Genomic DNA, 14,291 nt, shown 5'->3' on the forward strand with positions numbered 1-14,291 from the left:
TTTTTTTTTTTTTTTTTTTTTTTTTTTTCTTTCTTTATCTCTCTTCTCTACATCTTCTTTATCCTCGTCATCGTCAGATGTTTATAAGTGTCAGGACGGGACACAGACTCCTGGCGCCGCCCGCCGGGGTCGACGGGTTTCCCGGTCCGGCAGCCGGTGGGCAACGGGAAACCCGTCGACCCCGGCGGGCGGCGCCAGGAGTCTGTGTCCCGTCGGCGCACGGCACGACCGTGGCCGGCGGCAACCGAGGGGCGCCCTCTGCGGTGCCGCACGGGGGACCGGGCGGCACCGGGGATCCGGGGCCATGAGGCGGCAGGGGGAATCAGGATCCATGAGACGTGCGCTCATGTCGTTGTGTGCGGTGACCGCGCTCGCCACCGCCGTGGTGACCGGTTGCGGTAACGGCGGTGACGGCGCCGGCGACGCCCGCGGACGGACCCGCCAGGACACCGGCGTGCGCACACCGGCGCTGACCTGGCGGCAGGAGGTCCGCGTCAACGACGCCCTCCAGCGGCTGACCAGCCGGTGCATGGGGCGCCAGGGCTTCACCTACCAGGAGGAGCGCGAGTTGACGCTCCAGGAGAGCCGGCCCGTGCGCTTCGTCCAGGACGACCTGGCGTGGGCGCGGACCTACGGCTACGGCAGCCGCATCGAGGCGAAGAGCGCGCGGCTGCGCGAGCGCAACGTCAACGGGGCCTACCGCCAGGACCTGCCCGCCACGCGCCGCGCCCTGTTCGACGAGGCCCTGGACGGCGGCGACGGCGCCCGCATGCTCACCGCCCCGATGCCGAACGGCGGCGAGATCCGCAAGCGCATCGGCGGCTGCACCGAGGAGGCCGAGCGCACGCTCTACGGCGATCCCGCCGAGTGGTTCCGTACCAGCAAGATCGCGCTGAGCGCCAACTCCCTCTACGCCGGGCGGCTGATGAAGGACGGGCAGCTCACCGCGGCCGTCCAGGCGTGGTCCGTGTGCATGCGCGATGCCGGCGAACCCTACCCCGACCCCCAGGCCGCTCAGGACGGCGTGCGGGCCGCGGGCGTGCGGCTGGGCTCGGCCCGCGCCGACGAGGCCTTCGCCGCCGAGCGCAGGACCGCCGTCGCGGACGCCGGCTGCGCGCGCCGCACCTCTCTGCGGGCCGTGGCCACGGCCCGCGAGAAGCACTACCTGGACCGCCTGCCCGACCGGTACGTCAAGGACATCGACACCTACCGCCGTCTCGGCCGGCAGGCCTACGACCGGGCGGTGCGCATAGTTCCGGAGCGTGACTGAACCATCCCGCGCACGGAAGCGCCCCGTCCACCGGCGAGGGCACCCCACGGGCACCCGACGCCCCGCCCCGCCGGCGCACCACCACCGGGCACCATCGAGAAACGAGGGAAACCACCATGCGCAAGTTCACCGTCTCCGCAGCGCTCATCGGGCTCACCGCCCTGGGCGTGGCCGTCCCGGCCGCCACGTCGCAGGCCGCTGAGAGCACCGTCGCCGGCGCCGTGTGCGACAGCAAGTGGGGGGCGCGCAACGGCAACATGTACGCCTGGGACGGCTACGACTGCAACGGCAGCCCGATCATCGTCGCCGCCGGCGACAGCTCCAACTGGGGCGGCGCGAACGACCGGGCGTCCTCGGTGATGAACCGGGGCTACACGGGCAGCCTGTCCATCGTGAAGTTCTTCTACCTGGAGGACCACCAGGGCGGTCACACCTGCCTGTACCCGGGCGAGCTGTACGCCGACAACCTGTCCGACAACTACTTCACCGACGGCAACGTCGTGGACAACAACATCCGGTCGCACCAGTGGGTCAACGGCGGCTGTGGGGCCACCCTGACCTGATCCGCCCGGGGGCCGTAGGAACGCACGTCCGGAGCCGTCGACTCGGCTTCGGACGTGCGTCTTTGCGCTACAGCGAAGCAACGCCGGGATGCCCTAGCCGTCCCCCAGGAGCCTTGACGTACGGCCCTGGGGGGACATCGTGGTCGACCCACGCCACGCGACCGAAGCAGACCACCACGACGCGGGGAACCCGGATGCGCCGACCACGCATTCTTTCCCCGCGCAACTACGACGACTGCGACGTGAACGCGGCCTGTCGCTCGCCGACCTGGCCCGCAGGACCCACTCCAGCAAGGGCTACCTGAGCAAGATCGAGACCGGCGCAAAGCGGGCGACCGTCGACCGCGCCGCAACGGCCGGCGGGGTCGGCGCCACGGTCGTTGGCGCGGTCGGCGACGGGACGACGCGGCTGTGGGACGTGCACAGCGGGCGCCAGACGGGCGTGCTCGCGGGCCACACCGACCACGCGCTCGGCGTCGCCCTCACCTCCGACGGCGCCTAGCTCGCCACGGCCGGCTTCGATCAGTCCGTGGCGCCGTGGAACCTCGCGGGCCCGGCGCTCACGGCTCGCCCGTTCACCGAGGTGTGGCAGGCCCAGTACAGCCCCGACGGCAGCCTGCTGGCCACCGCCGACACCGACCGCCCTGTGCGGCTGTGGGACGCGGGCCGGCGCCAACCGGTGGCTTCTCGGTGGCCTTCGCGCCCGACGGCCGCACCCTGGCCTCCGCTGGCAGCGACCGCACGCTCCTACTCTGGGACACCGCGGACGGCCGCCCGCTGGCCGTGTTGACCGGCCACGAGGACGATGCCAACGATGTCACCTTCGGCCCCGACGGACGCCTCCTCGCCAGCGCGGGCGACGACCTGACCGTCCGGCTGTGGAACGTCACCACCCACCGGCGGCTCGCCACCCTCACCGGCCACACCGGCGCGGTACGCAGCGTCACCTTCGCGACGGACGGCCGCACCCTGGCCAGCAGCGGCAACGACGGCACCGTCCGGCTGTGGGACGTGCGCCGCCACCGCACCGAGGCGACCCTGACCGGCCACGTCGGCTCCGTGCGCGGGGTGGCCTTCTCCCCCGACGGCCGTACCCTCGCCAGCAGCGGCGCGGACCGCACCGAGAGCCTGTGGGACGTCGGCAGGCGCCGGGGTGGGCGACGCTGACGGGGCACACCAACTCGGTGTGGGGCGTGGTCTTCGCCCCCGACGGCCGCACCCTGGCCAGCAGCGGCAACGACGGCACCGTCCGGCTGTGGGACCTCGACCCGCAGGCCCGGCTGGCCGTGATCTGCCGGCTGCGCGCGGGCCTGGACGCGCGCGAGCTCGCCGCCCTGCTGCCCGGTGTCCCCGCGTCCGAGTTGCCGCGGGCGGCCGCCTGCGCCCGCCGGGGGTGACGGCCGCCCTCACCGGTGGGCGCGGGTTTCCCGAGGGTTTCCCGTTGCCCACCGCAGTGGGGCGACGCCCCGCACCTCGACGGGCCGGGGGCGCGGCCCCCAGGCTGCTGTCCGACCAGTTCCGCACACCACCAGAAAACGGGGGTCCTGGCATGGCCTGCCGGACCAGAGTCGTCCACACACTGATCGCCCTGCTCGCCCTTCTCCTCGCCGCGCCGGCCGCGACCGCCGCCGCGGGCCCGCCGCACGCTCCACAACGGGACGCCGCCGCGTGCGGCGCTCTCGCCCCGGGGGCCTCCGCGGCCGCCGAAGCCGCCATAGCCGCCGCCTGCGCCGAGGTGACGGCCGGCACCTGGTACACCTGGGGCGGCGGCCACGGCGCCCAACCCGGCGCCACCTACGGCCAGATCGACCCGACCGACCCCGACAGCGCGCACGACCCCGAGCGGCTCGGCTTCGACTGTTCCGGCCTCGTCCGCCACGCCTACGCCCGTGCCGCCGGCTCGGACATCCTCAACGGCACCGCCAGCACGCAGTACTACACCCACCGGGCGGCGAACCGCTTCACCGCCGCCCAGGCCCTGGCGCCGCTGCTCCCCGGCGACCTGCTGGCCTGGGGCCGCTCCGACGACCTGCACCACATCGCCATCTACCTCGGCGCGGGCAAGATGGTGGAGGCCAAGGAGTCCGGTACCCGCCTCATGGTCAGCGACGTCCGCCTGGGCGGCGACTACTACGGTGCCGTCCGCGTCAACACCGGTGCAGTGACCGGCCACATCCACCGCACCTGGGGCAACGGCGTGTGGACCAAGCAGGCGCCCTCGCTCGGCGCCGGCCGCGTCTACGCCTTCCCCGGCCCGACCACCATCCGCGTGCAGTGCCAAAAGCACGCCGAACTCGTTGAGGCCGAGGGCTACTCCAACGACGTCTGGGCCTACCTGCCCGACTACAAGGCCTGGATGACCAACATCTACATCCAGGGACCCGCCTGGCTCGACGGAGTCCCCGACTGCAACACCGTACCGCCCAAGGCGTGACGCACCCGGGCGCCGGTAGCCGCCACCCGCGGCCACCGGCGCCCGCACCGTCATGCGCCTTGTCCGTGTTCACCCGAATGCGCCGGGAAGCATGACGGGTGCGGCAGCACCTGCGAGGTCCTGGAAAGTCGGACACTGCACCGACAGCGCGGCGGACATTCCCGGACGGCCGGCCGAACTTCCGGGGCCGTCCGCCCCGGCCGCCATGGGCCACGGCTCCGAAAGACGCGGGAATCGGTGGGCCGATCCGGAGGTCCGAGGCGCCCGCACCCCGCAGGCCGGTGACGGCGATTTCGCCGGCGCCGTCGACTCGTACCGCTCTCATTTTTTGATGGCGCCCTGACGACAGGTCCGGGCGGACGCCGCATCCCCGCCTCGGCGTGAGGGTGTGGGTATCGTCCGCCGTACGGCACCCGGCCCGCACCACAGCGGCCCGCGCGGAGGAGGAACACCATGGCCGATGGCCGGCACGGGACCGCGCCGGACGGCGGATCCGCGGCGGGCTCGCCCGGGGGCCGCAGCCGGGGAGCGCACGACGCGGTGCGTCTCGCGGTGGTGGTCGCCGCCCTCGGCGTGGTCTTCGGCGACATCGGGACCAGCCCGATCTACACCCTCCAGACCGTGTTCAACCCGAGCGATCCGCATCCCGTCCCGGTCTCCACGGAGAACGTGTACGGGGTGGTCTCGCTGGTGTTCTGGTCGGTGGTGGTCATCGTCCTCGTCACCTACGTGCTGCTGGCGATGCGCGCCGACAACGACGGCGAGGGCGGCATCATGGCGCTGATCACCCTGCTGCGGGGGTGGAGCGCGCAGCAGGGCGCACGGGTCACCGCCGTGCTGGCCGCTCTGGGCATCTTCGGCGCGTCACTGTTCTTCGGCGACAGCATGATCACCCCCGCCATCTCGGTGCTGTCGGCGGTCGAGGGGCTCAAGGTGGTCCAGCCGTCGCTGGAGAGCGTCGTCGTACCCGTGACGGCGGTCATCCTGGTGCTGCTGTTCCTGGTGCAGCGCAGGGGCACCGCCGTGGTGGGCCGGGTGTTCGGGCCGGTGATGGTCGCCTGGTTCCTGGCCATCGGCGCCTGCGGAGTGGCGGGCATCGCCGGCCATCCGCAGATCCTGAGGGCGCTGTCGCCGACGTACGCCCTGGGGTTTCTCTTCGGTCACTTCGGAACGGCCTTCTTCGCCCTGGCCGCGGTCGTGCTCGCGGTCACCGGGGCAGAGGCGCTCTACGCCGACATGGGGCACTTCGGCCGCCGGGCGATCACCCGCGGGTGGCTGTTCCTCGTCTTCCCCGCCTGCGTGCTGAGCTACTTCGGCCAGGGCGCGCTCATCCTCGCCGACCCGGCCAACATCAGCAGCCCGTTCTTCCTGCTCGTACCGGACTGGGGTCGGCTGCCCATGGTGCTGCTGGCCACCGCGGCGACGGTGATCGCCTCGCAGGCGGTGATCACCGGCGCGTACTCGGTCGCCTCGCAGGCGGCCCAGCTCGGCTACCTCCCGAGGCTGCGGATCGCGCATACCTCCGAGTCCACCATCGGCCAGGTCTACGTGCCCTGGATCAACTGGCTGCTCATGGTGTCCGTCCTCACCCTGGTCTTCGCGTTCCGCAGCTCCACGGCGCTGGCCTTCGCCTTCGGCATGGCGGTCACGGGCACCATCACCATCACGACCCTGCTGTTCTTCTACGTCGCCCGCGCGAAGTGGGGCACGCCCGTGTGGCTGCTGACGGCCGGCGCGGCGGTGCTGCTCTTCGTCGACCTGCTGTTCGTGGCGGCCAACCTGACCAAGCTCGTGCACGGCGCGTGGCTGCCGCTGCTGATCGGGCTCACCGCGTTCACCGTCATGACCACCTGGCAGCGCGGACGTGAGATCGTCACCGCGGAACGGGCACGGCGGGAAGGCTCGCTGCGCGAGTTCGTCGAACGGCTCCGCAGCGGGCAGGTGCGCACGCTGCGGGTGCCCGGCACGGCCGTCTTCCTCAACCGGGGCAAGGAGACGGCACCCCTGGCCCTGCGCGCCAACGTCGAGCACAACCACGTGCGGCACGACCACGTCGTCATCCTGGCCCTGAAGACCGAGCCGGTCCCCCGCGTCCCGGCCGACCGGCGGATCGCCGTCGACGACCTGGGCTACTCCGACGACGGGATCGTCCACGTCACCGCCCGGTTCGGCTACATGGAGACCCCGGACGTGCCCGGGGCGATCGCGATGCTCGACCCGGCGGTGACCGAGGGGCGGCTGCGGCTCGACGAGGCGTCCTACTTCCTGTCGAAGATCGAGCTCCGGCGTGGGAAGGCGCCCACCATGGCACCGTGGCGCAAGCGCCTGTTCATCACCACCTCGTACATCACCGCCGACGCCGCCGAGTACTTCGGTCTCCCCCGCGACCGGACGGTGATCATGGGTTCGCAGATCGAGGTGTAGGCGCTCCTATTCTCGGGGGTTCTCGGCTGCCGGGGCCGAGGCATGGCCCACGGCCCAGGTCGGCAGGTGCTCGATGCGGACGACGGCACAGGTGATCGAGACACCGCCCCCGTGCGCCACGATCAGCACATGGTCGCCCGCGCCGACTTGCCGCGTCTCGACGAGGTGGTTGAGGCCCACGATCTGGTCGTTGACCGTCATGTGCCCCAGCCCCCGGCCGAGATCGAGCAGCCCCTGCTCGGTGCGGAGGCCCATGGGGTCGAGAATCCCCTTGAGGTAGCCCTCCCGGCCGGTGAAGATGTGCGCCACGCGGGTGATGTCGCCGACGTCGAGGTCGGCCTCGGCCACCGTCCGCAGAGCGAGCTCCGTCCGTAGTTCCCCTTGGCGCCCCACGGCTTCGGAGATCGCCTCGTCCAGGGGTGCGGCCGTCGCCGGCCGGTCCTCGGCGTCCGCGCCGGTCACGGGAGGGAACTCCTCGTCGCGGAAGCGCTCTTCGACCTCGGCGGTGGATCCGCTGTTGATCGACAGGAGCCTGGCGAAACCCGGCTGCTTGGTGAGCACGACGGCACTGGCCCCGTCGGCGATGACACCGTTCTCCAGGGACGCCCAGCGGTTGAAGTGCGGGGTGCTCACGTTGTCGGAGCCCGTGACGAGTGCCGCCGCGCGCTCGGGGACGGCCAGGAGATGGCAGGCGGCGAGTTCGAGCGAGCCGATCAGGCCGTTGCATCCCTGACTGACCTGGTAGGACGGGATGTCCTGGTCCGTGACGTGGCGCAGGATGTAGTGCTGGGCCGACCAGGCTCCGGGCCCCTGCTTGTGCATGCCGGCGTGGATGTGGAGGGCGAGGTCATGGGGGTGGGTGCCGGCGCGTTCGATGGCCTGGCGCGCCGCCCGCACGGCCATGTCCGGTGCCGGCGTGTCGCCGGCGACGGCCGCTCCCGTCCATCCTTGGTACGCGTGGTCCTCGGGGTCGTACAGGCCCAGTTCCACCGCTCGCCTGGCGTCGAGGACGGTGGGGACGTGTACGCCGAGCCCTGCGATGTACAGGTCGGGGGTCTTCACTTCGAGGACGCTCCTTCCGGCGCGCGGTCCGCCGCTGTGGCGGCCTTGGTGTCGGCGATGGCCTGGGCCAGGGAATCGACGGAGCTGTCCCGGAGGATCCTGACCATCGGCAGTCTGACCTTGAGGTGCCGGTCGATGTCGTTCCTGAGCTGGACCGCCATCATCGAATCCATGCCCATCTTGTTGAGCGGCCGGCTCGCGATCAGCCGCTCCTGCTTCACGCCCAGGATGGCTGCGGCGATCCTCTTCAGCGTCTCGACCACCCCTGAATCCGTCACGGCTCGGGACCCGGAAACGGAAGTGGGCGCGGTCCGTCGCGTCGGCTGTACCGGCAGGGCCTCGCGCGCCTCCGATCGCGACGTGGCCGCCGGAGCGTGCGGCCGTGCCGGTGTGTCGCGCCGGGTCAGTTCGCCGAGCAGCGGGACGTGTGCCGCGTCAGGATGGACGCGCGCCCATGACGGCCAGTCGGTTCGCAGGACGACGGTATGCGAGGTGCCTTCGGCGAGGATGCGCCCCAGAACGGTGAGTCCCTCGTCGGGAGAGAAGCTCGCCATGCCCTGGGGGACGAGGCCCCGGCCGTTCTCCTCTTCCTGGCGGGCGACCATGCCGACACCGCCCCAGTAGCCCCAGTTGACCGAGGTGGCCGGGGCGCCGGCGGCGAGACGGTGGTGGGCCAGGGCATCGAGGAACGCGTTTCCTGCCGCGTAGCCGCCCAGAAGGGGTGACGGCAGGATCGAGGAGCCGGAGGAGAACAGGACGAACATGTCCAGGGGTATGTCCTGCACCAGTCGGTGCAGGTTCCAGGCCCCTGACACCTTGGCCCTGAGGAGGGAGGCGAGGCGCCGCTGCGTCGTGTCGCTCACCGGGACGGAGTCGTAGGTCCCGGCCGCGTGGAACACTCCCCGCAGCGGTGCCTTGCCCCTGTGGGCCCTGTCCGCGAGGAGCGCGCGCATGGCCTGGTGGTCGGCTACGTCGACGGCCGCGTACTCGACGTCGACGCCCCGCAGCGCGAGATCCCGGAGCAGGACCGGCAGTGCGGCCTGTGGGTGGTCGGGGGCGGCGGTTGCCGGGTCTGACAGGGGGGTGCGTCCGGTCAGGAGGAGGGTGCGGGCTCCCTGGTCGACGAGCCAGGAGGCGAGCCGTGCTCCGATGCCTCCTGCGCCACCGGTGATGAGGTAGGTGCCTATGGAGGACGTGGTCCTCCCGCGGCCCGGTGCGGCGGTCAGCACGTCGTCGGGGAAAGCGAGGACGGTCTGAACGGTGCACGACCCGGCCTGGCTCTCCGGCTGGAGGACCTGACCGGCTCGGGCGGCGCTGCTTTCCCGGTGGGGCAGTGGGGAGAGCGCCCCCTTGCCGACGAGGTCGGCCGTCGCCCGCAACACCGCACCGGCGCGGTGGGGCTGGTGCCGGATCATGTGGGCGATGTCGACCGCGTGGAAGGAGAGGTTGGGCACCAGCCGAGTGCGCTCCAAGGGGGCGGCATCGGCGCTGTCGGTCCCGCTGAGCTCCACGTAGTGTCCGTAGGGTGCCAGCAAGGAGAGGTCGGCACCCGGGCCCTGGCCCGTACGCGTGCTGAGGATGACGTCGAATCCGGCCCTGCCCGCGGCCTCGCGGAGCACCGAATCATCAACGCTCGCGGCGACGGCGTGGACGTCCGCTCCCAGCCATCGGGCCACATTCACCGCAGCCGGTCCGATTCCGGCGGTCTCCGCATCGACGAGCACGCGGTTGCCCTTCGCGACGCGGGCGACGTCGTGGAGCGCGTGGTAGGCGGTGAGGTACGCCCGGGGCAGTGTGGCGGCCTCGGCGGGCGCCATGCCCGGGGGCATCGGCGCCGTCAGGACCGCCTTGGTGACGACGTGCGAGGCCGTGGCGTTCTCGGCGAGGGCGATGACCAGGTCACCGACGGCCACGTCGCGGACGCCGTCTCCCACGGCGGTCACGGTTCCGGAGCAGCCCGTGGCCAACGGGACGCCCGGGCGGTCGAGTGCGGCGTGGGAGACACGGATGACGACCTCGTCCGCGTCGGGCACGGGAGGTGTGAACGGGGTCGGCCACCGGTCGTCGGCCGTGCCCGGTCGCGGGGTCGAAAGGCGTACGGCCGACACCGGCCCTGTGCCCTCGGGGATCTTCCGACGTGCGACCAGACGGGCGACACGGCGCGTGCCGTCACGCAACGCGATCTGGTCCTCGTCGTCGGGTCGGAGGAGGTCGGCGATCAGTGCGTCGACGCTCTTGGGGTTGCGGTCGATGTCGACCAGGCGCGTGCGCAGCTCCGGGTGCTCGGCGGAGAGCGTACGTCCCAGTCCCCACAGCAGCGCCTGGAAGGGGGCGACGTGCCGGTCGTCGGCTGCGACGCGCTGGGCGTGGCGGCTGATCAGCCACAGCCCGGGGTCGCCGGGGTGCTCCCGGGCGTCCAGGGCCTGCGCGAGGTGGACGACACTGCCGCAGGACAGCAGCTGGGCTCTGTCGATCTCCTTTGCCGTGGCGTCGAGTGCTGCCTCCGCGTCCAGGGACCACAGGTGCACGATGCCACGGAGCCGGCCGCGTTCCGCGACGTCGTCCAGCACCGCGGCGTAGTGCGCGGGGTCGGCGGGGTCGATGCGGAACCGGTCGCCGGCGGCCTGGTAGCTCGCGGCGGCGGTCACGACGACGGTGTCCTCGCCCTCGGCGGCGAGCCCTCTGGCCACGGCCCGTCCGAAGGGGCCGCTGTCGCTGAAGACCAGCCAGGTCCCGTGCTGGGAAGGCGTGCCTACGGTGTCCGGGCGTGGCTGCGTCTTCCACTGGAGTTCGTACCGTAGGCCGTCGACGTCGTCGGCCGGGGCGGTGGTCGCGGAGGCCTCTTCGAGGGCCGGGGCGTGGCCGGCGAGGTACTGAAGTCGCGCACCGCGCATCTCGGCCAGGAGCCGGCCGGAGGAGTCGGCCAGGCGGATGTCGGCGGCGAAGGAGTCCTCGCGCGAGGTCGGCACCAGCCGGGCGTGGCTGAACACCTCGTGCCCGGGCCGGTGGTAGGAGCGGAACTCGTCGATCCCGCCGAAGACGAACACGCCCTCCGCGTCCGCCGCCGTGCGGGGGCGGGCCGCCGTCATCCCGTGGCAGCCGGCGTCGAGCAGCGCGGGGTGGAAGTGGTGGTCGCCGAGGCCGGCGCGCACCCCCTCGGGACTCTCGAGGCGTGCCAGAGCCTCGCCGTCCCTGCGCCACAGCTCCACCACGCCCCGGAACGCACCGTTCCACTGGTTGCCGCGTTCGGCGTTGTAGGCGTAGAACTCGTCGGCGTTCTGGTGCGTGGGGAGGCCGTTCCGGACGGCCGCCAGGTCGACCGGGGCTGCGTGTTCCGGCTCGTGCAGGGCGCGACCCGTCGCCTGGGCGTGCAGGACCCACGGGGCAGCGTCGGAGAATCTGCCGTGGACCCGGAACGCCACGCCCTCCGCGCCGAGGACGGCGCTCACCCTCAGGGTGGGGGCCGGGCCGTTCCCGTTGAGGTAGAGGGCCTGACGGTAGCGGACGTCGGTCAGTGCGACCGGTCCGTCACCGAGGATCTGCCGGGTGGCTTCCGTGAGCAGCTCCAGGTAGAGGGTGCCGGGCACGACGACGGTGTCCTGGATCCGGTGGTCGGCCAGGTAGGCGTGGCGGCGCGGATCGAGGGGTCCCTCCCACGTGCGGGTGTCTCCGGCGGTCGTCGTGCGGGCTCCCAGGAGCGGGTGGCCTGGCCTGGTTTCCGGCCGGGGCCGCGCGGGCTTCGAAGCGGCGGCGGACTCGGGCAGCCAGTGCCGGGTGCGCTGCCAGGCGTAGCCGGGCAGCGGAACGTACCGGCCGCCGTCGACGACGGAGGCGAGGTCCAGTGCCACCCCCGCGGTGTGGAGGCGCCCCGCCGCGGTCAGCAACGCGGAGCGTTCGCCCTCGTCGCGGTGGAGGGAGCCGACGGCGGTGGTGTCGTCGCGGCCTGCCGCGCGTCCGGTCCCCCTGATGGCGTTGATCAGTACCGGGTGGGGGCTCAGCTCGATGAACACGGTTTCGCCGGCGTCGAGTTGGTGGCGCACTGCGCCGACGAAGTCGACGGCCTCACGGATGTTCCTGGCCCAGTAGTCGGCGTCCATGCCGGAGCCGTCGATGACCTCGCCGAGGAGCGTCGAGTGGAGCGGGACGATCGCTCGGCGCGGGGCGAGGTCCTTCAGGGCCTCCAGCAGGTCGTCGCGGAGCACGTCCATGTGCGGGGAGTGCGAGGCGAAGTCGACCTTGACGAGCCGGTTGGGTATCCCCCGTGCGTCGAGGCCCGCCAGGACCTCCGCCAAGCCGTCCACGTCTCCCGCGAGCAGCGTCGAGGACGGGCTGTTGGCGGCCCCGACGGAGACGGTGTCCTCGTGGCCCGCGAGGGCCCGGCCCGCCTCGTCGGCGGGCAGGGCGACCACGGCCATGGCGCCGCGGCCGGCCAGGCGCTTGGCGATCCGGCTGCGGCGGCAGATGACGGCCGCGGCGTCCTCGAGGCTCAGGGCTCCCGCGATGTAGGCCGCCGCCGATTCGCCCATGCTGTGGCCGATGACGACGTCGGGTTCGACGCCCCAGGAGCGCCACACCTCCGCCAGGGCGATCTCCATCGCCCACAGCGTGGGCTGGATGACGTCGAGTTCGGCGAAGCGGTCCTCGGGCCCGTCTCGCAGAAGGTCGATGACGGACCAGCCGGTCTCGGCGCGGATCGCGGTGTCGCACGCCTGCATGGCGCGGGCGAAGGCCGGTTCGCCGTCGAGCAGTTCACGTCCCATGCCGATCCATTGGGAGCCCTGGCCGGGGAAGACGAACGCGACCCTGGGGCGCAGTGCGGGATCGGTGTACTCCGAGAAGGACAGGGAGGGCTCGGGGTCGCCTTGTGCGAAAGCGGTCAGCGCCGATGCGGCCTCCTCGCGGGTGGCGGCCGGAAGGGCCAGCCGGGCGTCGAGGTGGGAACGGTGCAGCGCCGCGCTGTAGCAGACGTCGCGCAGGCGGGGGGAACGGCTGCTCCCGGCCGTCAGGAACCGTGCGTAGGAGGCCGCGAGTTCGGTGAGCGCCTCGGGTGTCGCGGCGGAGAGGGTCAGCAGTTCCGTGCGGTCCGTCGACTTTTCCCCGACGGGCTCCGGGGCGGGCACGTGCTCCTCCAGGACGAGGTGGGCGTTGGTGCCGGAGATGCCGAAGCTGTTGACGCCTGCCAGAGCGGGCCGACCCGCGTCGGGTAGTGGCGTGTTCCGGGTCGCGACGGTGAGCGGAAGTACCGCCCAGGGCACGGCCGGGTGGGGCTCGTTGAAGTGCAGGCTCGGGGGGACGACGCGCTTTTCGAGGCAGAGCACCGCTTTGATGAGGCCGGCGATTCCCGCCGCTGCCTCGGCGTGCCCGATGTTGGTCTTGACCGAGCCCACGAGGGCGGGACGGTCGGCGGGACGGTCCTTGCCCAGCACCTCGGCGAGCGCTTCGAGTTCGACCGGGTCACCGACAGCGGTCCCCGTGCCGTGCGCCTCCACGTAGTCCACGTCGGCCGGGTTCACGCCCGCGTCGGCGTAGGCGCGCAGGAGTACGTCGCGCTGGCCCTTGACCCCGGGGGCGACCATGTATCCGCCGGACCGGCCGTCGTTGCCCACCGCGGAGCCGCGCAGGACCGCCCGGATCCGGTTCCCGTCGGCCAGCGCCTGAGTGAGGGGTTTGAGGATCACGCTGCCGACGCCTTCGCTGCGGACGAAGCCGTCCGCGGACGCGTCGCCGAACTTGCAGCGGCCGTCCCTGGCGAGCATGCCCGCGCCGGAGTACGCGACTCCTGCGTCGGGCTGGAGCACGAGGCCGGCCGCGCCGGCGATGGCCAGCCGGCATTCGCCGAGGCGGAGGGCCTGCACGGCGTGGTGCACCGCCACCAGTCCCGAGGAGCATGCCGCGTCGACGGTGATGCTGGGGCCTCGCAGGTCGAAGGCGTAGGACAGCCGCCCTGACATGGGCGCGCGGAGGCCGCCTCCCGTCATGTCGTACAGGTCGTAGTGGTCACGTGCGGCACGCTGAGCGTGCCAGTAGTCGTCGCTGATCTGGCCGATGTAGACGCCGGTGTCGGAGCCGGCCACCGCGGCCAGCGGGACACCCGCGTCCTCCAGGGCCTCGTAGGCGACCTCCAGCAGCAGACGCTGCTGCGGGTCCATCTTGTCGGCCTCACGCGGGGTGATGCCGAAGAAGCCGGCGTCGAAGTCCGTGACCTGCCGGACGAATCCGCCCCATCGGCTGACGGTGCGGCCGGGGGTGCGGGGGGTGGGGTCGTAGAGCGGGTCGACGTCGTAGCGGTCGGCGGGGATCTCGGTGATCGCGTCGGTGCCGTCGCGCAGGAGCGCCCACATCTCGTCGACGGTGTCGGCGCCGGCGAACCGGCCGGCCATGCCGATGACGGCGATGGGTTCGGCGACCTCCCGCCCTGATGTGCGGCTGGGCCTGTCGTGCACGGGCACGGTCTGTTCCTCATGTCTGACTGGGTGGCTCCGGCGGAACCACGGGGAATGCTGCTGGCTGGACCGCTTCTGCGGCGGAGTTCACGGCA

Annotated in this window: 6 protein-coding genes and 2 pseudogenes; 6 read left to right on the forward strand and 2 right to left on the reverse strand. The window is 72.2% G+C overall.

The window, feature by feature from the left end; all coding sequences use genetic code 11:
- Positions 1-331: 331 nt before the first annotated feature.
- From PV350_RS04230 to PV350_RS04255, 6 genes and pseudogenes are all read left to right on the forward strand, one after another.
- On the forward strand, positions 332-1,270 hold the full coding sequence (locus PV350_RS04230; RefSeq protein ID WP_500332862.1) for a hypothetical protein: 939 nt from the start codon (positions 332-334) through the stop codon (positions 1,268-1,270).
- Between the two features lie 116 nt (positions 1,271-1,386).
- Complete coding sequence (locus PV350_RS04235) at positions 1,387-1,833, forward strand: hypothetical protein (protein ID WP_500332863.1); 447 nt, start codon at positions 1,387-1,389, stop codon at positions 1,831-1,833.
- Positions 1,834-1,972: 139 nt separating this feature from the next.
- Positions 1,973-2,179, forward strand: a pseudogene (locus PV350_RS04240) (helix-turn-helix domain-containing protein); the annotation flags it as partial.
- Between the two features lie 21 nt (positions 2,180-2,200).
- Positions 2,201-3,230, forward strand: a pseudogene (locus PV350_RS04245) (WD40 repeat domain-containing protein); the annotation flags it as partial.
- Positions 3,231-3,382: 152 nt separating this feature from the next.
- Positions 3,383-4,267, forward strand: coding sequence for a C40 family peptidase (locus PV350_RS04250; protein ID WP_500332864.1), 885 nt, complete (start codon positions 3,383-3,385; stop codon positions 4,265-4,267).
- 453 nt (positions 4,268-4,720) lie between these two features.
- On the forward strand, positions 4,721-6,691 hold the full coding sequence (locus PV350_RS04255; RefSeq protein WP_500332865.1) for a potassium transporter Kup: 1,971 nt from the start codon (positions 4,721-4,723) through the stop codon (positions 6,689-6,691).
- 6 nt (positions 6,692-6,697) lie between these two features.
- Here PV350_RS04255 and PV350_RS04260 read toward each other — a convergent pair whose 3' ends face one another.
- Together PV350_RS04260 and PV350_RS04265 are read right to left on the reverse strand one after the other, a co-directional pair.
- Positions 6,698-7,753: a ketoacyl-ACP synthase III family protein gene (locus tag PV350_RS04260; protein WP_500332866.1), complete on the reverse strand. Its 1,056-nt coding sequence runs from the start codon at positions 7,751-7,753 to the stop codon at positions 6,698-6,700.
- Complete coding sequence (locus PV350_RS04265; protein WP_500332867.1) at positions 7,750-14,202, reverse strand: SDR family NAD(P)-dependent oxidoreductase; 6,453 nt, start codon at positions 14,200-14,202, stop codon at positions 7,750-7,752. The genes PV350_RS04260 and PV350_RS04265 overlap by 4 nt, the downstream gene beginning before the upstream one ends.
- Positions 14,203-14,291 lie beyond the last annotated feature (89 nt).

Origin of the sequence: Streptomyces sp. PA03-6a (genome assembly GCF_033792765.1) — a bacterium.
Lineage (GTDB): Bacteria > Actinomycetota > Actinomycetes > Streptomycetales > Streptomycetaceae > Actinacidiphila.

Bases quoted from the DNA above. Each gene is read 5' to 3' on its own strand.
- PV350_RS04250 (WP_500332864.1), top strand. From the start codon at position 3,383: ATGGCCTGCCGGACCAGAGTCGTCCACACACTGATCGCCCTGCTCGCC.
- PV350_RS04235 (WP_500332863.1), top strand. From the start codon at position 1,387: ATGCGCAAGTTCACCGTCTCCGCAGCGCTCATCGGGCTCACCGCCCTG.
- PV350_RS04255 (WP_500332865.1), top strand. From the start codon at position 4,721: ATGGCCGATGGCCGGCACGGGACCGCGCCGGACGGCGGATCCGCGGCG.
- PV350_RS04230 (WP_500332862.1), top strand. From the start codon at position 332: ATGAGACGTGCGCTCATGTCGTTGTGTGCGGTGACCGCGCTCGCCACC.